Source organism: Collinsella sp. LCP19S3_A6 (assembly GCF_052122015.1).
Lineage (GTDB): Bacteria > Actinomycetota > Coriobacteriia > Coriobacteriales > Coriobacteriaceae > Collinsella.
This window is the reverse complement of record NZ_JBQKDD010000012.1, coordinates 32135-54677: the sequence shown is the minus strand read 5'-3', so window position 1 is coordinate 54677 and position 22543 is coordinate 32135. Positions and strand designations below refer to the sequence as shown.

Here is a 22543-nt window from a genome sequence, read left to right as displayed (position 1 = left end):
CGACAGGGCCGTGTGGGAGGACCTCCACCACAGGGACCCGTACCCGTTCTGGCTGGATTAATGGATGGAAACGGATGTTCTATCGGGACACACATTTTGTCCTATAGGCCGGAGCTGACGCTGTTGCGATGCGTGGGTGGGCGCGCGCACTCAAAATCGGCAACAAAAAAGCCGCCCGAAGGCGGCTGTCTTGTGCAATGGAGCCAGCGACCGGGCTCGAACCGGTGACCCCCGCTTTACGAGAGCGGTGCTCTACCAACTGAGCTACGCTGGCGGCCATGTGGTGACGCAGCTGAGGCGTCAACGGCTGTCTATGATACGGGACATCGCAAATCCGCGCAAGTGTTCTGACAGCTTTTCTCACGTTAAATGCACCAATCATTCAAGCCGGGATGTGCCTGGTTGCCTACAACTAGGTAGAAAAACGCCCGTCGGCGGTGTGCCGGCGGGCGCTGCTGTGCGATATGTTGCGTTATGAGCTTAGTGCCTCATAAAGTGGTATTCGATCACATTGCTGTAGGGATGACCCGGGCCCACGATGCCCTGGGGGAACAGCGGGCGGTGCGGCGTGTCGGGGTACATCTCGGCCTCGAGGGCAAAGCCGGCGCCCCAGCCGTAGTTGGCATCGTCCTTGGCGTGCTCGTCGCCCAGCCAGTTGCCGGTGTAGAGCTGCACGCCCGGGGCGGTGGTGTAGTAGTCCAGCTCACGGCCGGTCCACATCTCCTCGACGTGCAGGGCACGGCGCAGATTGCGGCCGTACTGATAGCCGCCAATGCACAGGCAGTGATCGTAGCCGCGTGCCTGCTTAATCTGCGGATGGTCGGCCTCCATGCCAGGCGCGACGGGGCGTAACTCGCGAAAATCAAACGGTGTTCCCTCGACCGGAGCAATCTCGCCAGTAGGAATGTTCTGGTCGTCGATGGGCAGGTAGTGGGCAGCGTTGGCAACAAAGAAGTGCTCGCAGTCCATGCCGGCATTATGACCGGCAAGGTTAAAGTACGTGTGGTTGGTCATGGACACGTACGTGGCACGGTCGCTCTCGCAGCCATATTCGATACGGAAGCGGCCGGTGTGCGTCACGGTAAACACGGCCGTAAAGGTGCGGTTGCCGGGCAGGCCCAACTCGCCATCCTCAAGTGAGGTGGTCATGCGCACGGCGTTGTGGGCCTCGTCGAGCTCAACATCCCACACGCGCTTGTGCAGGCCGTGCTCAAGATCGCTGTGCAGGTTGTTGGCGCCCTCGTTGGCGGGCATATGCCAGTCCGTACCGTCGATGGTGATCGTTGCACCCGCGGTGCGGTTTGCCACGGGGCCGATGGTCGCGCCAAAGCAGGCGGGGTTGTCAAAGTAATCCTCGAGCTTATCGAAGCCCAGCACCACATCGCGCACGTTGCCGGGAATGTCGGGCACATCGATACCCAGCACGGTGGCGCCATAGTCCATAATGCGAACGCAGATCTCGGGCCCGTTGAGGGTGTAACGATGAACGGGGGTGCCGCACGGCGCGGTGCCGAAAAGCTCAGAAGTGATCATTTGGTTCCTAACATCGAGGTATTTCCGACAAACTGTAGCGCGAACAGGCGAGATTATCACTACACCCCACTAAAGCAGGGGGTATTTTTCTCAAAAAAGTGATGATTGGAGCTGTGCGGGCGTTCATTTTTGACGCGCACGAGTCTGATACAATTTGTTCGTTACTGTTTGAATGATATGCGCACAAAGAACGGCGAGGATTCATCGTGATTAAAGCGGAGCGACAGGATAAGGTTCGTCAGCTGCTCGAGGAGCAGGGCACGGTCTCGGTCAAGGAGATTTCGGATGCACTGGGCGTCTCGGATATGACGATCCGCCGTGATCTTGAGGAGCTTGCGAGCCTGGGCGAGATCGAGCGCGTGCACGGCGGCGCCCGCAGTGCGCAGGGTCGTCCCCACGCTATGTTGCGCCACGAGTACTCGCACAGCGAAAAGCGCACCAAGCATGCCGAGGAAAAGCTGCAGATTGCGCGCCGCGCCGTGGAGCTTATCGAGGAAGGTTCGACCATCTTTTTGGGCACGGGTACTACGGTGGAGCAGATGGCCTCGATGCTGCCGACGTGCCGCCTGCGCATTGTGACCAACTCGCTTTCGGTGTTTAACCTGCTCGAGGCGCGCGAAGACTGCGACCTGTGCCTCGTGGGCGGCATGTATCGTCGCCGCACCGCCGCTTTTGTGGGACCAACGGCCGAGGATACCCTGCGTGCGTTGGGTATCGACGCGGCGTTTATCGGTGCCAACGGCATTTTGGACGGCGACGTGTCCACATCTAACATGGAAGAGGGTCGTATCCAGCAGCTCGCCTTTAGCAAGGCCGACTCGCGCTATCTGATCGCCGACTCCAGCAAGATCGGCAAGCGCGACTTCTACACCTTCTGCCGCCTGGACAGCCTGGATGCCGTGGTGTGCGAGCCGGGTATTACCGCCGAGGATCGTGCCGCCATCGAGGAGCATACGCAGATCATCTGCTAGCTAGCGCTGCAGGATTGCTAGTAAGCGCTGTGTGAGGACTTTTGCCCCCCTGTCATTGTGGGGAATCGGCGCGTCAGCGCTATGCGATATAACGCGCAAATGGGGACTTCGCTATCAAATCGTCTCAACCTGTGACAGGTAGGGGTGAAGTCACCAACCAGATGTTACAGATTGAGATTATTGGCCCGGCCTATTCCGTTTGTCTCAATCTGTAACAGCTAGGACCTAAAAACTCGACTAGGTGTTACAGATCGAGATTTTGTCTATCCAGCCATCACCTTTGTCTTGATCTGTAACAGTTAGACGGTTAAAAGCGAGTTAGATGTTACAGATTGAGATATTTCTGCTCGGGCGTTCTGTTTGTCTTGATCTGTAACAGCTAGGGCCGAAATATTCGGCTAGATGTTACAAATCGAGATAAACGACCTGCTCGGGCCGAGCCAAAACAAAAGAGGCCGCATGCAATCCCGTGGAGGGACTCACATGCGGCCGTCAGGGGGTATGCGGCGGAAACTAGGCCATGAGCAGGCCGGTCTCCGCGACGTTCTTGTACCAGTACGCGCTCGCCTTGGGATAGCGGGCCTGGGTCTCAAAGTCGATGTAGAACAGGCCGTAGCGCTTGTTGTAGCCGTTGGTCCAGGAGAACTGGTCCTGCAGCGACCACACAAAGTAGCCGTCGACGTTCACGCCGCCGTCGATCGCCTTGAGGATCCACGCGAGATGCTGGCGCATGTAGTCGATACGAGGGGCGTCGTCGATAAAGCCATCCTCGAAGTCGTCCTTATAGCCCATGCCGTTCTCGGTGATGTAGATCTTCTTGTAGTTGGGGTAATCGTTCTTAATGCGCAGCAGCAGGTCGTACAGGCCCTCGGGATAGATAATCCAGTCCCAATCGGTGGTGGGTACGCCTTCGCGCACGCACGACTCGCCCACGCCCTTGAGGAACCAGCGCGAGGAGCCCTTGTCGCCGGTGCCATTGTGGTTGATGTCGTTTTCGCCCTCGGCAGCACGCAGGAACTGGCACTTGTAGGTGTTGACGCCCAGGCAATCGTTGTAGGGGAGCGCGGCGGTCAGCGCAGCGATGTCCTCGTCGCGGACGTCGAGCTCGCCGCCGGCGATATGGGCCAGCTTGGTCGCAGCCTCCATGGTGTCGGCTGCATAGTGGCCGCGGAAGGTGGCATCGAGTACCCAGCGGTTGTTGATGACGTCGGCCATGCGAGCTGCCTCGCAGTCGGCGGCGTTGTTGGGGTCGAGGGGATACTTGGGCTCTAGGTTCTGGACAATGCCGATCTCGCCCTCAAAGCCACCCTCATGGAAGGCGACGACGGCCTTGGCGTGGGCCACCATCATGTTGTGCATGAGCTGGAAGGCCTTGTCCAGGCGGTACTTCTCGCCGTGCGGCCAGTTGCCGACGATAAAGCTGCCCTCGGCGGTTGCGGGAATCTCGTTAAACGTGAACCAGTGCTTGACCTCGGTGAACTCGGCAAAGCAGAACTTGGCGTACTCGACAAAGGCGTCGATCGTCGTGCGCGTCAGGAAGCCTTCGCCGCCGTTCTGGTAAAAGGCCTCGGGCGTATCGAAGTGATCGAGCGTGACATAGGGGATAACGCCGGCTTTATTGCAGGTGGCAAAGAGCTCGTGATAGAAAGCGACGCCCTCGGGGTTAATCTCACCAGTGCCGTTGGGGAAGATGCGGCTCCAAGCGATGGAGACGCGGATACCGTTAATGCCAAAGCGCTGGCACAAGTCGATATCGACCGGATATTTGTTGTAGAAGTCGCTTGCAGGATCGGGGGAGAAGCGACCCTGGGCAGCTAGGAAATCGTCCCAGGGCACTTTGCCCTTGCCGTGCGTGCGGGTCTCGCCCTCAACCTGGTAAGCGGCGGTGGCGCCGCCAAACACAAAGCCGTCGGGGAACTGCATGGGGTTGGTCATGAGGCATCCTTTCTGCGGGATACGAATAGGGAGAGGTGCCCGAACTGGGGATCCGGGCACCAACAGAGGGAGGAACTAGTCGAGGTTCTCGCGGAGCCACTTGATGGCGCCAGCGGGGTCGCGAGTAAGGTCGATATATTCCTTACCGCGCGGGGCGAGCAGCTTAATGCCCAGGCGATCGGTGTCGGCCTTCATGTCGTTGTAGTAGCTACGAACCTGCGGGGCAAGCACGATAACGTCGTACTGATCCATGATGGCAGTGTGCTGACCATAGGCGCCCGCGGAGGAAGCGATGTTCTCTCCGGTCTGCGCGGCACCTTCCTTGATGGCGTTGGCAAGCATGGCAGAGGTGCCAGCGCCGGCGCACAGGACGAGGACCTTCAGGCCATCGACATCCTTCTTGGCGGATGCGTCGGCGGCGGGCTCGGGCTGATCGGCGACAGGCTTGCTGTCGGCGGCAGCGGCGGTCGGCTCGACGGCGGGCTCAGAGGTGCTGGCGGCGATGGTGGCAGCACCATCGGACTCGAGACCCAGCTCGGCGGCGCGCTCGGCCTCCTGGTCGCAGAGCAGCTTGTCGTATGCCTTCAAGAACGGCAGGTAGATGATGGCGTCCAGCAAGATGATGATCGCGACAAATACCAGGGCGATAAGCTGGAAGTTCGTGGTGATGAAAATGCCGATGGGGGCAGGGGTAGCCCAAGGCACCACGAAGGAGAAGCCGTTCATGCCCACGTTATCGATAAAGAACTTGGCAACACTTACGTTGACGCAGCCGGCAGCAACAAAGGGGATGAGCATGTAGGGGTTGAGGATCATGGGCGCGCCAAAGAGCAGCGGCTCGTTGACAGCAAAGGCGACCGGTACGATCGAGGCCTTACCGACGGCTTTGAGCTGCTTGGACTTCATAAAGAGAATCAGCAGAAGCGGCACGATGAACGTGGCGCCGGTGCCTCCGAACTCACCCACGAGCGACATGTTAAAGGTGAGGGAGTGGGCGGGGTGACCACCGGCCAGCAGAACCTGCAGGTTCTCGGCCTGGTTGGCAAGACGGATGGGGTCGATGCCCGGCTGGACAATCGAAGGACCGTGGACACCGATGAACCAGAAGAACGCGGTGGCTGCCTGGATAAGGATAAGGCCAGGATAGGTTTCTGCGGCGGTAAAGAGCGGGGAGAGCAGTTTGATAAGCAGCTCGGAGAACGGAACGCCCATGAGGTTGCGCACGACGACATCGATGATGCCGCAGATGATGACGGCGCCGCCAAAGGGGATGATGTCGCGGAAGTTCTGAGCGATGGCGCCCGGGACTTCCTTGGGCAGCTTAATGGTCAAATCGCGCGAGACGCAGAATTTATAGACCCACACGGTAATGAACGCGGCGATATAGGCCGAGAACAGACCGCGCGTGCCCATGCTGGTGCAGTCGAAGACCGAAAGTTCGGAGCCGTCGAGCTTGGTGGTGAACTGCGTAACGGCGAGCAGCAGCATGCTGCACTGGGCGGCCACCATGGTGGAGCCGTCGTTGAGCACCTTGCCGGCGGGCATGCGTCGGTTCATGGAGGCCGTGAAGTTCTTGGCGGTGGTGCCGGCAACCATGATGCCCATGACGCCCATGGTGAAGTTGTACAGCTTGTTGCACCAGTCGATGAGCGGTTGGGGCAACGTGATGCCGACCACGCCGGGAAGCGTGGCGATTAGCAAAAAGATCGAAGAGGTGAGGACGATGGGCATGCACCCAAGGAATCCGTCCTTAATGGCCTGGAGGTAGATGTTCCTCGAGATCTTCTCAAAGAACGGCTGATGCTTTTCGAGCATCTTTACGATGGCGTCCATAAAGCTCCTTTGTTACTTGATGCGCGATGCATGTGGATGGAACTGGTCGTCGATGGATGGTCAGGACTGCCCGGAAACCTTCCCGCTTAAGGAAGGCATTGCGAAATGACAACGTTGTCATTTCGTTAATGACAACGTAAGACATTTTTGGAAGAGCAACAAGGATTTACGGGTGAACGGTCGATATTGTCCGATAAACGGCTGATTTGTCAGTCGGGCAGGTAGTGTATGCTAGAACGCAAAAAACAAGCGATAGAGAACCGAGTGGAGAAGCAGTGGCAACGATGGACAAGAAAAACGTCTCGATGAACGATGTGGCGATTGCCGCGGGTGTTTCTCTCAAGACGGTGTCGCGCGTGATCAACGAGCCCGATAGCGTGCGCGAGTCGACGCGCGATAAGGTCCATTCCGCAATGGAGGTGCTCGGGTTTCGAACCAACTTTGCCGCGCGTTCACTCAAGTTGGGCCGTTACGGGTGCATCGGCGTCGTGCTGTTCCACTTGTCGGGCGGCGCCGTGGACATGATTGACGGAATCGCCGATGCCGCCGAAGAGCGAGGCTTTGCGCTCACGATGATCAAAAAGCGGGCGGGGGAGAAGATGACCCTTGCCGAAGCGGCGCGCAGGATGTCGCAGCTTCCCGTCGACGGCATGATCTTCAACCTGCGTCAAATGGTCGATGACTTTGATACCTTTGAGGCGCCGAAAGACCTCAAGACGGTGATTATCACGCCGATGGAACATCCTACCTGCTCTACCGTTAGTGACGATCAAGAGGACGGTGCGCGCATGGCGTGCGAGTACTTCTTAAATCGCGGGCACAAGAACGTGTATTTCGTTTCTGGTAAAAAAGAGTCGCTGTCGAGCCAGTGCCGTATGAAAGGTTGGCGTGCAGCACTCGAGACGCGTGGCATTGAGCCGCCCGAGCCTCTGCAAGGTGATTGGAATGCGGATAGTGGCTATGCCGCGGGCCTTGTGCTTGCCGATAAACCCGATTGCACGGCGGTCCTCGCTGCTAACGACTGCATGGCAAACGGCGTGATGATGGCTCTACGTGACAAAGGGCTCAGTGTGCCCGACGACGTGTCCGTGATCGGCTTCGACGATGAGCTCTACAAGACGATTCCCAACTCGATTCTGACGTCGGTGAAGTTTCGTCACCGCGAGCTGGGCATCCGTGCACTTAACGAGGTCGTCGCAGGCCTTGAGGCTCCGAGCTCCAGAAGCCGCACGCTTGTGTCGGGCGTGCTGATCGAGCGTTCCAGCGTGAAAGACCTGCGGGCGTAGACGTGCTCAGCTCGTTCATCTCAATCTGTAACAGGTAGGACCGAAATACTCGGCTAGATGTTACAGATCGAGATTGAGAGGATTGTCCTGTGCGTTTGTCTCGATCTGTAACAACCAGACGTCCAAAACCGGTTTTAGTGTTACAGATTTAGACAAACGGCCCCGTCTTCCCGGTTTGTCTTGATTTGTAACAGCTAGGGACCAAAAACTCGGCTAGATGTTACAGATCGAGACAAACGGCCCCCCAGCCGAACAAAAACAAAAGGCCGGGGGCGGCGCGCCGTGTGACGTGCCACCCCCGGCTGAGAAATGGGGACAGGTTATGTGAGCGGGGCAATTCCGCTGGTCGCCAGCCGCTAGTCCAGACGACGGGTCTGCGCCACGTGCTTGTACCAGTAGGCGCTTGCCTTGGGCGTGCGCTTCTGGGTTTCAAAGTCAACGTAGAAGAAGCCATAGCGCTTGTTGTAACCATTGGTCCAGGAGAACTGATCCTGCAGACTCCACAGGAAGTAGCCGCCCACGTTGACGCCCACCTCCATGGCCTTGAGCAGCCAGCGCAAGTGCTGCTCGATGTAGTCGATGCGCGGCTGGTCGTCCACAAAACCGTCCTTGTAGGGATCCTTGTAGCCCATGCCGTTTTCTGTAATGAAGATCTGCTTGTAGTTGGGGTAGCGCTGCTTAATGTAGACGAGCAGATCGAACAGGCCCTCGGGATAGATGATCCAGTCCCAGTCGGTGGTGGGGATGCCAGGCTTGTTCACGTGCTCGCCAATACCCTTAACGCGCCAGCGGCCGGTGCCCTTCTCGCCCGTACCGTTGTGGTGCAGGTCGTTCTCGCCGTCGTAAGCCTTCAAGAAGCGGCACTGGTAGTTGTTGACGCCCAGGTAGTCGTTGTAGAGCGCGGCCTCGCGCATAATCTCGAGGTCCTCGTCCAGGATCTCGATGGTGCCGCCCGAGACGGCAGCCAGACGGTTGGCGCACTCGAGGGTGTCGGGCGCGTAGTCGCCGCGGAAGGTGGCGTCGAGCAAGAACTGGTTCTGCAACACGTGCTCGTTGTTGGCGGCTTTGATGTCGGCGGGGTCGTTCTCGTTGAGCGGATACTTAAACTCCAACGACTGAATGACGCCGATTTTGCCCTTAAAACCGCCGTTGTGGAAGGCCAGTACGGCCTTGGCGTGGGCGAGCATCATGTTGTGCTCGCACTGGAAAGCCTCGGCCAGATGCGCCTTGACGCCGCCGGGGAAGGTGCCCTCGATGTAGGTGTTGGAGGCATCGGCCCAGATCTCGTTAAAGGTGAACCAGTAGGTCACCTGGTCGGCGTACTCCTTAAAGCAGAAGGTGGCAAAGTCCACAAAGGCATCGATGGTCTCGCGGTTGAGGAAGTCGCCCTTCTCAAAGAGGGCAAGCGGCGTGTCGAAGTGATGCAGCGTGACAAACGGCTCAACGTGGTGCTTGTGGCACTCGGCGAAGAGATCGTGGTAGAACTGCACGCCCTCGGGGTTGATCTCGCCGGTGCCGTTGGGGAAGATACGGCTCCAGGCAATGGAGAGGCGAATGCCGTTGATGCCGAACTCCTCGCACAGCTCCAGATCGACGGGGTACTGGTTGTAGAAGTCCGAAGCGGGATCGGGGGAAAAGCGCCCCTGGGCCTCCAGGAAGTCGTCCCAGGCAACCTTGCCTTTACCGTGGGTGCGGGTCTCGCCCTCTACCTGGTAGGCAGCAGTGGCGCCGCCAAAGACAAAGTCCTCGGGAAACTGCGCAGGCGGGTTGGTGACGCTAGCAGGGTTAACGGACATGATGATCCAATCGTCTAAAGCGAAGGGCCAGCCGGTCTTGGATGGTCGGCTGGCCCTGTGCGTTACTTACTTCGAGAGTTGCTCGCTTACGAAGGCGAGAGACTTATCGCCGTTCTGGGAAAGCTCAATGTACTGCTTACCGCGGCAGGCGACGCACTTGTTGCCCACGCGCTCGCAGTCCTTCTGCAGGTCGGCCAGGTAGCTTGCGGCTTGCGGGGCCAGGACGACCAGATCGAAGTCGGGGAGCATGTCCACGTGGTTGCCATAGGCCTCGGCAGCGGTTTCAAGATTGATGCCGCGCTCCTTGGCGGCCTTGGCCAGCGCGTTGGCGAGCAGGCCCGAGGTACCGCCACCCTGGCAGAGCACGAGCACGCGTTTGCCGTTGAGGTCGCTGGTGGCCGTTGCCTCGGCAGCGGGTGCTGCGGAAGCGGCGGGAGCGCCGGCTTCCACGGCCTCGGCAGCAGCGCCGGCGGCAACGCTCTTGGCGTCGGCCTTGCCCTGGAAGGCATCGTTGAGCTTGGCGGCCTTCTCGGCGTTCTTGGCGGCGAGCTCCTCCTGGGAAATCTCGGCCTCCTCGGCGCACTTCTGGGCGTCATAGGCACGGAAGAACGGATAGTACAGAACGAAGTCGACGACCAGGATAAGGGCGAGCATCACAAAGGCGAGCGGCTGGAAGCCCAGGCCCATGATGGTGCCGATGGGGCCGGGGACGGTCCAAGGCAGGGTGTACATAAAGCCGTTCATGCCCAAGAAGTCGATAAAGATCTTGAGGATCCAGATGTTGGCGATCGGGGCAAAGACAAACGGGACAAAGAAGACGGGGTTGAGCACGATAGGCGCGGCGAACAGCAGCGGCTCGTTGACGGCAAAGCACACGGGGACGATGGCGGCCTTACCGACAGCGCGCATCTCCTGGGACTTGGCCAGGAAGCAGAACATAAAGACCAGGACGAGCGTGGCGCCGGTGCCGCCCATGCAGACGACGAAGTACTGGGCACCCTGGGTCAGGACAGCGGAAGCGTGCTGGCCGGCCTGGAACGCAGCCAGGTTGTCGGTCATGTTGGAAACGAGGGCGGCGGCGATGGCGGGCTCGACGATCGAGGGGCCGTGGACGCCCACGAACCAGAACAGGCTCATGGCGCCGTAAATCACAGCAAGGCCGATGTAGCCGTCGGCAGCGGTGAACAGGGGCTGGAACACCTGGATGACGCCCTGGGCAAAGCAGAAGCCAAAGGCAGCGCGGAAGACGATGTCAAAGACCCAAAAGACGGTGATGCAGACGGAGAAGGGGATGATGTCCTTAAAGGTCTGCGAGATGTTGGGCGGAACCTGCTCGGGCATCTTGACGGTGATGTTGCGCTTGATAAAGAACTTGTAGATGATGCCGGTCACAAACGCAGCGATGAAGGCGGTCAGTAGGCCCTTGGAACCAAGGTAGGTGGTGTTGAAGCCACTGGCGGCATCCGTGGCGATGGTGTCGCTCGAAAGGAGCAAGAAGCCGATGATGGCCGCGCACATGCACGAGATAAAGTTGATCTGGTTATTCTTGGGCAGATCGCGGTTCTGGGCGTCGGCGAAATGTTTGGCCGTGGTAGCGGCGCAGGCGATGGCCAGGATGCCCATGGAGTAGTTGTAGCACTTCCACAGGGCGTTGTTGATGTCATCGGGCCAGTAGAAACCCCAGATGTTGGGGACCGAGGCTACCAGGCAGAAGATGGACGAGAAGATGATGATGGGGATGACGGAGATAAAACCGTCGCGGATCGCCTTGAGGTACTTGTTGCGGGCGATCGCGTTGAAAAAGGGCTGGCCCTTTTCGATGGTGGCGATGAGTTGCTCCATGCAAAGCTCCTAAGAGTCGGTGGGTTAGCAACGATGGTAGCTTTTGACGTTTGGTTGCCAAAATGTTGACGTTGCCATTTTGTGACACAAAATAAGACACGAACCGATGGCCCCTGTGCCTGCGGACCGTCGATTTCTTGCGCGTAAACGTTTGAGCCGCCCGGTGGCTCTGTGTTTGCACAATGGCAACGTTAACATTTGGGCGATAAAAGCCGTTCGGGGAAGCAAAAATGTCGGTGAACGGTAGGTTTTGGGTGGTGAGCGTATGGTGGGGGAGGCGTTAGATATACTTGAAGACGTTTCATTTGACTGCGTAGGGTGCCACCAATGGCATCGTTGACATAGAAAGATCGACCTATGGCCGCTGTTAAAAAATCGGTTTCCGTTAAGGATGTGGCGCTCCTCGCGGGCGTCTCAGAACAGACGGTCTCGCGCACCGTCCACGATTCACCCAGCGTGCGCCCCGAGACCAAGGAGCGCGTGCGTGCCGCCATGCGCGAGCTGGGGTATCGCCCCAATTTTGCCGGTCGATCGCTGCGCCGCGGCAAGTTTAAGACCGTCGGCGTCGCCATGTTCAACATTACCGGTACCGGCAACCTCGACCGTATGGAGGGCTTTGCCGCCGCCGCCGATAAGCACGGCTACGCCATTACCCTCACTAAAGTAGATGGACATCCGTATACCCTCGAGAGCGCATCGTCGCGCATGAGCGCACTGCCGGTGGATGGCATGGTCGTAATCATGAATCGCATGCCGGCGGACTTTGGCACCTTTGAGCCGCTGCCTGGTATGCAGACGGTGCTCGTTACCATGCTGGAGCACCCGCTGTGCTCGACGGTCGATAACGATCAGTTCGATTGCTCGCGCCAGGTTGTCGAGTACTTGCTGGGGCAGGGGCACAAGACCGTGCACTTTATCTCGTGTCCCGAACGCTCGCTTTCGGGCATGCAGCGCGAGGAGGGCTGGCGCGAGACATTGCGCGCGCATGGTATTGAGCTGCCGCGACTCATCCGTGGCGACTGGACGGCGCGGAGTGGATATGCCGCAGGCCAGGCTCTGGCGGACGATCCGACCTGTACTGCCATCTATGCCTCCAATGACGCCATGGCCTACGGCTGCATTCGCGGACTCGAGTCGCGCGGAAGGCGTGTGCCCGAGGACGTGAGCGTGGTGGGGGTTGATGATAGTCTGGGCGACATCGTGCCCGATCGTCGCCTGACCACCGTGCGCTTTGACAACAAGCGTGTCGGCATGTGGGCAGTCGACAAGATCGCCGGCGCCGAGGGAGTTGCGTCTGGCGTGGAGCACATGCTGATCCCCGGCGTGCTCGTAGAGGGCGATACGGTGCACGATTTGCGTTAGGGCGCGGTCCTGTTTGGGTTTCCGTTAATCATGTTTGATATTGTTCGAAATGGTTTGGAAACCGTTCACGGGCAAAAATTGACCGTTCATAGCTTGAAATTACGTTTTGCGCTGTTCTTTTTTGTTTGAATGTTATTGTTTCTGTCATACACAACGCAGCGCGTATGCCCGGACGCGGTGCTCTCCGTTGGTTCATATGTGAAAGGAACGCAATATGGCAACCAAAGAAGAAATCTCGATGGTTGGATTCGAGATTGTCGCATACGCGGGTGACGCCCAGACTGATCTGCTTGCAGCGCTCGATGCTGCTCGCGAGGGTGATTTTGAGAAGGCCGAACAGCTGCACAAGGATGCCAGCGATGCGCTTATCGGCGCCCACGACACGCAGACCAAGCTGCTTTCGCAGGAGGCCGGCGGCGGCGAGATGGAGATGACCTTCATCATGGCTCACGCTCAGGACACTCTCATGACCACTATGATCCTGGAGAAGCAGGCCCGCTTTACCATCGATGCCTACAAGCGCATTGCCGAGCTCGAGGCCAAGCTCGCCTAACGAGCCCGCACAACCAAGTCCCCTTCCAAAAGCCCTGCCGCTATCCGCGGCAGGGCTTTTCTGTATCCCATCTATCTCGGTTGCGGCGAAAAAGGGGTCGATAGACCAAAATGACCCGCTTTTCCTGTCCCCGGAGGATCAGTTAGCAGTACTCGCCACGAAACTGGACCATCTACTACGTTTAACCCGGTGCCCCCGAACACACCTGCGTTTCATGAAAAACTGCAGGCGTTCTACCTGTGGTTTTGTTTTTACGCCACGGGGCATGGTCGGGGATGGGCAGTTAAACGTAGTAGATGGCCCATTTCGTGGCGGGCAGGTCATGCAGCAGTCTGTTGCGCCTCTTGCCGTTCGGTTTTTCGCTGGGTGGGTATACTTCCATCCGCAATACAGGCCGGAATGAGGAGGTATCCAAATGCCGGACAACGGATCGATTCAAAAGAGAGACGCGAGCGAGATGACTCATGGGCGTCCTGTCCAGATAACCGAGCAAACAACGGTGACCGAGCTGCAGCCCAGCCTATCCGATGTCGTGTGCGCAAACAAAAAACTGCAGATTGGCCTCATCGTTGCGCTCATGGTACTGGCGCTGCTGTCGGGGTTTGTGGCTCGTCCGCATTTTGCCGATACCAAGACTTGGGACTCTACCATCGAGGTCATCGATCAAAAGAAGGGCAATGTATTGGCGCTCACGACCTCGTGCGTCGCCCTATCTGCGGGCATTACCGCGCTGCCGGGTGATACGGGAACGCCGGTTGCCGAGCAGCTCGCACAGCTTTCGGGTAATCTTGGTATCGTGCTTGCCGTGCTATACCTAGAGAAATATTTACTCACGATTTTGTGGTCGGTTGGCCTGGGCATCCTGATCCCGTTTGCGCTGGTGCTCTTTGCAGCGTCGCTTGGCATTCACGGACGCTGGAGCACGAGCACGGTCATTCGTCGCGTGGCAACGCGTGTGCTGGTGGTCGCCATCATTAGCATGGTGTTGGTGCCCGCGAGCGTATGGGTGTCGCAGAAGGTCGATGAAACGTATCGAGTGAGCATCGAGGCGGCCGAGCAAAAGGCGACTGACGCTGCGAGTGCGGCAGATAGCGATAGCTCCAAAGCAACCAAGAAAAAGACTGAGTCCGCAGAGTCCAAGAACGTGCTTGAACAGCTTGCCGACGGTGCCTCGGGTCTCGTCACGACGGTGACCAGCGGCGCCAAGCAGATGACCGATGAGATTGTGCAGCAGGTGACCGATCTGATCGAAGGCGTCATTGTGATGATAGTGACCTCGTGCGTTATCCCATTGCTGGTGCTCGCGGCGTTTTTGTGGCTGGGGCACACACTGCTGGGGATTGATATTTCCGGGCCGACGAATTATTTGACGGGCCGCTTTCTGGGCACTCCGTCCAAGCATGCCAAGAAGGGCGGGCAGTCCTAGTAGCTAAAACAGCTGTATATACCGGGGAATACCGCCGAAGGGCGGCCGAGACACGTTCTCGGCCGCCCTTTTGTTTGTTGAACACATGGTCGCTACGCCCGCGCCCGGTCCAAACGGTCAGCAATCATCCGTGAACGGTATTTGTTCAAAAAAGAACAAAGATAAACAAAAAGTTGTTGCAGTTACTGTTCGAATGTGTTCAAATAAACATGAACAGTGAAGAATCGCACATTCAGATGCCCGGACCTGAACGAGATTCAACACTTCCAAACAGAAACTACGCACCTGCGTATCTCTCAAGGAGGATGTCATGAGGGTTGTAATCGCTTCCGATGCCGACGGTATGTCGATGAAGGAATCCATCAAGGAGATGCTCATCGCCGATGGTCACGAGGTCGTCGACTATTCCGAGACCCCTGCCGCGGACTTTGTCGATTCCGCGACCGCCGTTGCCAAGGACCTGCTGGAGCACAAGGATTCCCAGGGCTTCGCATTCGATAAGTACGGTGTTGGCTCCTATATGGCCGCCGTCAAGATCAAGGGCATGGTCGTCGCTAACATTTCCGACGAGCGTTCCGCCTACATGACCCGCGAGCACAACGGCTCGCGCATGGTCACCATGGGCCCGGGCGTTGTGGGCACCGAGGTCGCCAAGAAGATCGCCCGCGAGTTCCTGCGTGCACAGTACGCCGGCGGCCGTCACCAGATCCGTGTCGACATGCTCAACAAGATGGCCTAACGAGAGCCACCGAGAACTCGAACTTCTACCTCAACTTGTGAATTCAGACGAAAGGACGTTCTGATGAAGAAGACCATCGCAATCGGTTGCGACCATATCGTTACGGACGAGAAGATCTATCTGGCCGACCGCCTGGAGCAGGCTGGCTACCAGGTGCTCGACTGCGGCACCTACAGCCACACCCGTACGCACTATCCCATCTACGGTAAGGCCGTGGGCGAGGCTGTTGCCAGCGGCAAGGCCGACTTTGGCGTGGCCCTGTGCGGCACCGGCATCGGCATCACCAACGCCGTCAACAAGGTTCCCGGCGCCCGTTGTGCCCTGGTTCGCGACATGACCTCTGCCCTGTATGCCCGTCGCGAGCTCAACGCCAACATCGTGGGCTTTGGTGGCAAGATCACCGGCGAGTTCCTGATGGCCGACATCATGCTTGCCTTCCTGGAGGAGCCTTACGAGAAGACCCCCGAGCACGATGCCCTGATCGCCAAGATCGATGCCTGCAATAAGGCCGACGCCGAGGCTCAGGCTAACCCGCACTTCTTTGATGAGTTCCTTGAGAAGTGGGACCGCGGCGAATACCACGACTAAGGAGATTCCGGCGTTCTACCGAACGCCGGACCGGCCGACGCTGCGAAGCCATCTGGCGGGCTAGCTGCTCCGATAACACGTTTGCTTGCTTGGCTTGAGTGCTTCGCTCTTGGCGGTACCCGGCATTCTGCAGCTTTTCAATTGACGGCTCGCGTTTCTGTGAGGGGGCGCGGGCCGGTTTTCTATCAGCCCTATTGACTTGGTGGGCTGTCGTAAGAAAGGGAAGGCTCCTATGGAGTTTGTTCTTGATAACGGTTCTATCCGCGTGGCACTGAGCACGGCGGGCGGGTCGTTCACTTCTATTGCGGCCAACGGCCGTGAGTACCTGTGGCAGGGTGATCCGGCGGTCTGGTCGGGCCAGGCACCCATTTGTTTCCCAATCTGCGGCGGCCTTCGTGACGGTCGCGCAATGACCATGGGCGGCCGCGAGGTCAAGCTTGCCCGTCACGGCTTTGCTCGCAAACAGGAGTGGAAGCTCGAGGAGCAGGGCGACAACATGGTCGCGCTGAGCCTAAGCTCTGCCGACCATGCCGAGTTGCTCGAGCAGTACCCGTATCCGTTTAAGATCGTTGCTCGTTACACGATCGATGCGGAGAAGGTGGCCGTGTCGTACGAGGTGACCAATGAGGGCACCGAGGACATGCCGTTCTTTGTGGGCGGTCACCCTGGCTTTAAGTGCCCGCTTGACGAGGGCGAGTCCTATGACGACTACGAGCTCCGTTTTGAGCAGCGCGAGGCCACCGAGCTCTGTACTGCCGTTCCCTCGACGGGCCTGATTGATGTTGAGCATCGCAGCAAGAACCCGATGGTTGGCCATGACCTGCCGCTGACCCACGAACTCTTTGACTTCGCAGAGACCATCTTTGACGTGCTCGAGAGCCGCGTGGTTACGCTTACCAAGAAAACCGAGGACAAGGGCGTGCGTCTGACGTTCCCCGATATGCCATACCTGATTGTGTGGAGCAAGCCCGAGGGTGACTTTGTGGCCGTGGAACCGTGGGGCGGCCTGTCCACCTGCTCCGACGAGGACGATATTCTGGAGCACAAGCGCGGCTGCCTGGTGGCCAAGCCGGGGGAGACCGTCACCCGCGGCTTTGAGATCGAGATCCTTTAACGAGCTATCGTATGTTTGGGGTCGCGCGTGTCGTGCCCCGGAAACAGGAGTTCAATATGATTCTGACTGTTACCATGAACCCGTCGATTGATACGCGCTATCAGCTCGATAAGCTGGTCATCGACGATGTTAACCGGGTGACGCCCGAAAAGACCGCTGGCGGCAAGGGCCTCAACGTGAGCCGCGTGCTGCTGCAGCTGGGCGACGACGTACTTGCAACCGGCCTGCTTGGTGGTCACATGGGTGCCTTTATGGCCGAGCTTATGGATGCCGACGGCGTCAAGAACGACTTTGTACCCATTGCCGGCGAGACGCGCATTTGCCTGAATATTCTGCACGAGGGCAATCAGACCGAGCTTTTGGAGAGCGGCCCGCAGATCGCCCCGGCCGAGCTCGAGGCCTTTACGGCCAAGTTCGCCGAGCTTGCAGAGAAGGCGGACGTTGTGACGCTTTCGGGCTCGCTGCCGCGTGGCGTAGATGCTGGCTACTATGCCGAGCTCGTCAAGATCGCCGAAGAGGCGGGCGCCAAGGTGCTGCTCGACACCTCGGGTGCATCGCTGGGGGCCGCGCTGGAGTCCGACGCTAAGCCTGAGCTCGTAAAGCCCAACCTGACCGAGATTAACGGCCTGCTGGGTACGTCCTTTACGACCGATGATGTCGATGCTCTGCGCGAGGCGCTTGCCGCCGATGACCGTTTTGCCGGTATCCCCTGGGTCGTCGTTTCGATGGGCGCTGCCGGTTCGGTGGGCTTCCATGAGGGCCGCGCGTTCCGCGCCAAGACGCCCGCGATTGCGGCTGTGAACGCGACGGGTTCCGGTGACTCGACCATCGCCGGTTTTGCGCATGCCATTGCTGCCGGTGCCGACGACGTCACGGTGCTCAAGACCGCCAATACCTGCGGCAAGCTCAACGCCATGGATCCCAAGACCGGCCACCTGGTCATGGACCGCTGGGACGAGGTCTACAACAGCGTAGAGGTAACCGAACTTTAGAGTTACGGCGTACCGAACAAAACGAGAGTGGATAATCTCCCATTTTGGGCTCGCAAGCGGGCTTAGAGTGGGAGATTTTCCACTCTCATGAGAGGCAGCTAATTTGGGACGGGGCTATTTTGACTACTTCTAGATGCAAAGTAGTCAAAATAGCCCCGTCCCAAATTAGCTGCCCTTGCACCAAAAACGGCGCCCGCCGGCGATGTTGCCGGCGGGCGCCGTTGTCTTGAAGACGAAATGATCCGTTTTCCTCCGTCCCCAAGGGATCATTACAGCGAGTTGATAAAGCGCTGCTGGGCGGCGCGACCGGCTTCGTCCCACTTAAAGACGCCGGCGTTGTCGAGCACGTGGCCAAACACCATGCCGACTTCCTCGTGCAGGATGTCGATGGCGCTATCCGCCGTAAGCTCGTCGGCGCGGCGGGCAAAGACGTCCTCGGCCCATGCGGCGTGGCTGCGGCAAAGGTCGTCGCCCTCGAGCGCGCCGGCAAGGTCGTAACTGACATCGGCCTTGGCTGCCAGCAGGTGCTCGCGGACAGCGCCGAGCTCGGGAACCAAGCGCGGCGGCAAAATGGCCAGGCCCATGACCTCGATCAAGCCGATGTTCTCCTTCTTAATATGGTGGTACTCGGCATGCGGGTGAAATACGCCCAGCGGATGCTCGTCGGTTGTGATGTTGCAGCGAAGCGCCAGGTAGGCCTCGTAGATCTCGCCGCCGGCATTGCCGCGAGAGTCGACGCGGCGGATGACGGGCGTCACAGTGTTATGCGCCACGCCGTCGGCTGTGTGCGCGATGACGCCCACAGACTCATCGGTCCACTCGCGCCAGGCGAGGATAATCTTCTCGGCGGCGTCGAGCAGCTGGGCGCGGTCGTGCGAGCGCAGTCTCAGCACCGAAAGCGGCCACTGCAACACGGTACCGCTGACCTGATCAAAGCCGGGCACGTTAAACTGCGAGACCTCGGCGGCATGCATCATGGGGAACTCGTGCGCGCCGCCCTGGAAGTGGTCGTGCGACAGAATCGAGCCGCCCACGATGGGCAGGTCGGCGTTGGAGCCAATAAAGTAGTGCGGGAACAGGTCCACAAAATCGAACAGGCAGGTTAGTCCCTTACGGTCGACGTGCATCGGGCGATGCTCGGCGCTCATAGCGATGCAGTGCTCGTTAAAGTACGCGTACGGGCTGTACTGGAAGCCCCAGCGCTCGCCGTCGAGCTGGATGGGTATGACGCGCAGGTTCTGGCGAGCGGGATGGGCGCCGCCGTCGGCTGCGGCGGAGCGTCCAGGGTAGCCCTCGTTCTCGATGCACAGTTGACAGGCGGGATACTTCTCGCCCGTGTTCTTTGCGGCGCCGGCCGCGGCAATGTCGCGCGGGTCCTTCTCGGGCTTCGACAGGTTAATGGTGATTTCCAGGTCGCCCCAGTTGGTGGGGGTGCTCCATTTGATATTGCGCGCGATGGCGGCGCGGCGCACGTAACCGGCGTCACAGCACAGACCATAGAACCAGTCGGTCGCGGCGCGGGGCTCGTTGACGCCCATGCGTCCGTTGAACTCCTCGTTTACAACCGAAGGCCTCGGCATGAGCGCGCCCATGATGCGCATGGCGATGCGGTCGCGGCCCGACGCCGTGTCCTCGGCAGCGCCGTTGGCAACGGCGTCCTCGGAAAGCGCGGCAAGCGTGCCCTCCAGGTCAAAATTGGGGAGCGTATCGGGGTGCAAGAGCGAGAGCTTCTCGTTCTGCATCGCCCAAGCCATGTCGAGCGCAGGACCCGTGGCGCCGATGCACTCGAGAATGGTGTTGTAGGCCCAGATGCGGTCATCCTGTCCGATCATGGATCGATGGATGGCATACTCAATCAGGCCCTGCGCGGCCTCGCGCACATCAGTCATTACAGCCATGCCGCGTAAGCCCCCTTGTCAGAAATTGCGTAGTGGCGGGCAGAGCCCTCGCCCAGCCAGCCGTTCATCTTGGTGATGAAGGTGTCGACCAGGTCGAGCGGCACGAAGGCCTGGATGGTGCCACCAAAGCCGCCACCGTGGATGCGGACGGCGCCGCGGCCGTCGAGCACATGCTCGGCCAGCGCCAAGGCATACATGGAAGGTTGCTCGGAGCCCAGTTTGGCGACGACATTCTGCAGGTACATGGCGGAGCTGGCACCGGACTCGCGCGTCAGGACCAGGAACTGGTCGATGTCGCCGGCGCTAAGGGCTGCCCAGCGCTTATCGACCAGGCCGTTCTCATACCAGTAGTGAACGGCGCGCAGGCAGGCACGGTCGCCCAGCTTGGCGCGTAGCTCAGGGAGCTTGGCGTCAAAATCCGCCACGTTTACCTCGCACAGGCGTGTCTTGCCAAACTCGGCGGCGACGTCCTGCATCTCGCGCGGAACGGCGGCGTAGTCGTCGGTAGCTGCCACATGGTCGGCGCCAACCTTAACGAGCACGAGCGCATAGCCGTGATCCTCAAAGTTGAGTTCGAGCTTCTGGGTTTTAGGCTGAGCCTGGTCCTCAAAGTCCATGTAGGCGAGGCCGCCCAAGCAAACGGCGGCCTGGTCCATAAGACCGCAGGGCTTGCCATAGTAGTTGTTCTCGGCGCGCTGGCTCATCTGGGCGAGCGCGACGGGCTCGATGGCGGGTGCGCCCCAGAGCGCCTCCATGGCACGACCGTACGCCGCCTCGACAGCAGCGGAGCTCGAAAGACCGCCGCCCGAGGGAACGGAGCAGGTGAAGGCGAAGTCGAAGCCCTGGGGCTCAACGCCCAGAGCAGCGATTTCGTGGGCCATACCGCGGACGAGGCTAGCGGACGTGCCCTTCTCGGGCTCTTGAATATCCAGCGTGTCGAGCGTGATCGCAAATGTAGGATAGCCCTCGTCGGCGACGCGGATCTTGTTGGAGTCGGTTGCCACGGCGATACCGACAACGGCGACATCGAGCGAGCCGGCGATAACATGGCCGCCCTCGTGGTCGGTGTGATTGCCGCTGATCTCGGAACGGCCGGGCGCGTGCACGTAGAGCACCTGGCGGTCGCCGATGGGTCCAAACTCCTCCTCAAACAGCCTGGTGAGCATGGTGAGTGTCTTTTCGTCGGGGGTGGTCATGGGAGTCCTTTCCTTGGCGCGCACGGGTGAGTTTTGCGTCGTTATGAGTACGTTAACAACTTGAAGCGGCATGAACCAAGTGTTCACGATGCCGCACGTTACGGGCTATGTTAACGTACTCATAACACAACGCTTGACACTTTTTGAGAATCCGGTAATCGGTAGAATTACAGCCGTGAACGGTACCGCCGTATGGACTTATAAAGCAGAAGAGTTGCGGATAGAAAAAGTAGAGTACGTTAACATGCGTCCGACGATAGCGGGCCTCGGAGCGGGATATATTTTTGCCCGGGCCGGCATGCACGCTATTCAGATCTCGCAAGGGTGAAGGTGATTCTGTGGCAAGGCACTCGTCCAACGATACAGGTACGCGTCCGGTCTCCATGGCCGACGTCGCCCGCGCTGCCGGTGTTTCACAGCAGACGGTTTCGCGCGTCGCCAACGGCCTGCCCAACGTTAACGAGCAGACGCGCCAGCGCGTGCAGGCCGCTATGCAAGAGCTCGGCTTTCGTCCGAGTTATGCCGGCCGCTCGCTGCGCGACGGCCGTTACCATTCGGTCGGTCTGTGCGTCAACGATATCACCAAGTTTGGCAACCTCTCAATGATCGACGGCATCGCCAGCGCTGCTCGCGAGCATAATTGCGCCATCACGCTGGTCGAGATGTCCAAGACCGAGGAGTTTTCGCTTGCCGAGGCCACGCGTCGTATGGCTGCGCTGCCGGTGGACGGCATCATCATCGGCATGAGCCGCATGGCGCCCGATTTTGAGACGTTTGATCCGCTGCCGGGCATTGGCACGGTTATTGTTACCATGTACGCGCACCCGCGGGTGACCACGGTCGACTCCGACCATTACGGCTGCTCGCTCTTGCTTATGGATCATCTGTTTGAGCTGGGGCACGAGCAAATTCGCTATATTGGCGGCCCGTCGTTCTCGGTCGACGAGCAATTTCGTCGCGCCGGCTGGCAGGATGCGCTCGAGCATAAGCACATTAAGCCGCAGGCGCCGCTCGAGGGCGACTGGTCTGCCAACAGCGGCTACGAGGCCGGCAGGTACCTGGCCGAGCACGATCGCACCATGACGGCGATCTATGCGGCAAACGACCAGATGGCAAATGGCGCGATTGCCGCGTTGCGTGATAGCGGCCTGCGCGTGCCCGAGGACGTAAGCGTGGTGGGCGTCGACGATTCGCTCGACGACTTTGTCGCGCATAACGAGCTCACGACCGTTCGATTCGATTTACATCAGCGTGGACGCGAGGTGTTTGAGCACGCGGTTCCCGAGGCGGGTACGGCGGGCAAAACCGTTGCTATCCGTATTCCCGGCCAGCTCATTATTCGACATAGCACGGCGATGCCACGCTCATAGTTTGCGCAGGTAAACGGCGATTTATCGTATTTTAATAACAATCGGTAAGGATGCCGGCAGATAACAGTTGGAATGCTGCCAAGTGCTATGATAGACAGGTTATTTTGTC

General features: G+C 59.2%; 17 protein-coding genes and 1 tRNA gene. 10 read left to right on the top strand and 8 right to left on the bottom strand.

Going from position 1 to position 22543, the window contains the following annotated elements; translation table 11 throughout:
* Window positions 1-198: 198 nt before the first annotated feature.
* A tRNA-Thr gene (locus ACTQVX_RS07905) sits at window positions 199-274 on the bottom strand.
* 206 nt (window positions 275-480) lie between these two features.
* Window positions 481-1533: an aldose epimerase family protein gene (locus ACTQVX_RS07900; RefSeq protein WP_427795498.1), complete on the bottom strand. Its 1053-nt coding sequence runs from the start codon at window positions 1531-1533 to the stop codon at window positions 481-483.
* A gap of 206 nt (window positions 1534-1739) precedes the next feature.
* Here ACTQVX_RS07900 and ACTQVX_RS07895 point away from each other — a divergent pair, with 206 nt between their 5' ends.
* Entirely contained in the window at window positions 1740-2504 is a 765-nt protein-coding gene (locus ACTQVX_RS07895) for a DeoR/GlpR family DNA-binding transcription regulator (protein WP_441031298.1), read from the top strand.
* Between the two features lie 513 nt (window positions 2505-3017).
* On the opposite strand, the gene lacG (ACTQVX_RS07890) is transcribed toward ACTQVX_RS07895, so the two are convergent.
* Both lacG (ACTQVX_RS07890) and ACTQVX_RS07885 read right to left on the bottom strand, forming a co-directional pair.
* Window positions 3018-4439 carry a 6-phospho-beta-galactosidase gene (lacG, locus tag ACTQVX_RS07890; RefSeq protein ID WP_441031296.1) on the bottom strand — a complete coding sequence of 474 codons (1422 nt, stop codon included), beginning with the start codon at window positions 4437-4439 and terminating at the stop codon, window positions 3018-3020.
* A 75-nt stretch (window positions 4440-4514) separates the two neighbouring features.
* A complete protein-coding gene (locus ACTQVX_RS07885; RefSeq protein ID WP_441031294.1) occupies window positions 4515-6272 on the bottom strand; it encodes a PTS lactose transporter subunit IIBC in 1758 nt (585 codons plus the stop codon).
* A gap of 284 nt (window positions 6273-6556) precedes the next feature.
* Here ACTQVX_RS07885 and ACTQVX_RS07880 point away from each other — a divergent pair, with 284 nt between their 5' ends.
* On the top strand, window positions 6557-7558 hold the full coding sequence (locus ACTQVX_RS07880; RefSeq protein WP_441031412.1) for a LacI family DNA-binding transcriptional regulator: 1002 nt from the start codon (window positions 6557-6559) through the stop codon (window positions 7556-7558).
* A gap of 356 nt (window positions 7559-7914) precedes the next feature.
* On the opposite strand, the gene lacG (ACTQVX_RS07875) is transcribed toward ACTQVX_RS07880, so the two are convergent.
* Window positions 7915-9354 (bottom strand): 6-phospho-beta-galactosidase, encoded by a 1440-nt coding sequence (gene lacG / locus ACTQVX_RS07875; RefSeq protein ID WP_154514977.1) that lies wholly within the window; start codon window positions 9352-9354, stop codon window positions 7915-7917.
* 66 nt (window positions 9355-9420) lie between these two features.
* Window positions 9421-11196: a PTS lactose transporter subunit IIBC gene (locus tag ACTQVX_RS07870; protein WP_427718986.1), complete on the bottom strand. Its 1776-nt coding sequence runs from the start codon at window positions 11194-11196 to the stop codon at window positions 9421-9423.
* A gap of 357 nt (window positions 11197-11553) precedes the next feature.
* Between ACTQVX_RS07870 and ACTQVX_RS07865 the strand changes: the two genes are divergently transcribed.
* From ACTQVX_RS07865 to ACTQVX_RS07835, 7 genes are all read left to right on the top strand, one after another.
* Window positions 11554-12558 (top strand): LacI family DNA-binding transcriptional regulator, encoded by a 1005-nt coding sequence (locus ACTQVX_RS07865; protein ID WP_427718989.1) that lies wholly within the window; start codon window positions 11554-11556, stop codon window positions 12556-12558.
* A 214-nt stretch (window positions 12559-12772) separates the two neighbouring features.
* On the top strand, window positions 12773-13111 hold the full coding sequence (locus ACTQVX_RS07860) for a PTS lactose/cellobiose transporter subunit IIA (RefSeq protein WP_055252615.1): 339 nt from the start codon (window positions 12773-12775) through the stop codon (window positions 13109-13111).
* Between the two features lie 415 nt (window positions 13112-13526).
* Complete coding sequence (locus tag ACTQVX_RS07855) at window positions 13527-14537, top strand: hypothetical protein (RefSeq protein ID WP_441031291.1); 1011 nt, start codon at window positions 13527-13529, stop codon at window positions 14535-14537.
* A 310-nt stretch (window positions 14538-14847) separates the two neighbouring features.
* Window positions 14848-15276: a galactose-6-phosphate isomerase subunit LacA gene (gene lacA, locus ACTQVX_RS07850; protein ID WP_006234830.1), complete on the top strand. Its 429-nt coding sequence runs from the start codon at window positions 14848-14850 to the stop codon at window positions 15274-15276.
* A 63-nt stretch (window positions 15277-15339) separates the two neighbouring features.
* A complete protein-coding gene (lacB, locus tag ACTQVX_RS07845; RefSeq protein WP_441560779.1) occupies window positions 15340-15864 on the top strand; it encodes a galactose-6-phosphate isomerase subunit LacB in 525 nt (174 codons plus the stop codon).
* 232 nt (window positions 15865-16096) lie between these two features.
* Window positions 16097-16978 carry an aldose 1-epimerase family protein gene (locus tag ACTQVX_RS07840; protein WP_441083272.1) on the top strand — a complete coding sequence of 294 codons (882 nt, stop codon included), beginning with the start codon at window positions 16097-16099 and terminating at the stop codon, window positions 16976-16978.
* Window positions 16979-17034: 56 nt separating this feature from the next.
* Window positions 17035-17970 carry a hexose kinase gene (locus tag ACTQVX_RS07835; RefSeq protein WP_441546432.1) on the top strand — a complete coding sequence of 312 codons (936 nt, stop codon included), beginning with the start codon at window positions 17035-17037 and terminating at the stop codon, window positions 17968-17970.
* A 269-nt stretch (window positions 17971-18239) separates the two neighbouring features.
* Here ACTQVX_RS07835 and ACTQVX_RS07830 read toward each other — a convergent pair whose 3' ends face one another.
* Both ACTQVX_RS07830 and ACTQVX_RS07825 read right to left on the bottom strand, forming a co-directional pair.
* The gene (locus ACTQVX_RS07830; RefSeq protein ID WP_441546431.1) at window positions 18240-19868 is read right to left on the bottom strand and encodes a UDP-glucose--hexose-1-phosphate uridylyltransferase; all 1629 of its coding nucleotides are present in this window, start codon (window positions 19866-19868) and stop codon (window positions 18240-18242) included.
* Window positions 19859-21064: a galactokinase gene (locus ACTQVX_RS07825; RefSeq protein WP_441546430.1), complete on the bottom strand. Its 1206-nt coding sequence runs from the start codon at window positions 21062-21064 to the stop codon at window positions 19859-19861. Before ACTQVX_RS07825 ends, ACTQVX_RS07830 begins: the two co-directional genes overlap by 10 nt.
* Before the next feature lie 383 nt (window positions 21065-21447).
* Between ACTQVX_RS07825 and ACTQVX_RS07820 the strand changes: the two genes are divergently transcribed.
* Window positions 21448-22434, top strand: a complete 987-nt coding sequence (locus ACTQVX_RS07820) for a LacI family DNA-binding transcriptional regulator (protein WP_154515200.1) — start codon at window positions 21448-21450, stop codon at window positions 22432-22434.
* Window positions 22435-22543: the final 109 nt, after the last annotated feature.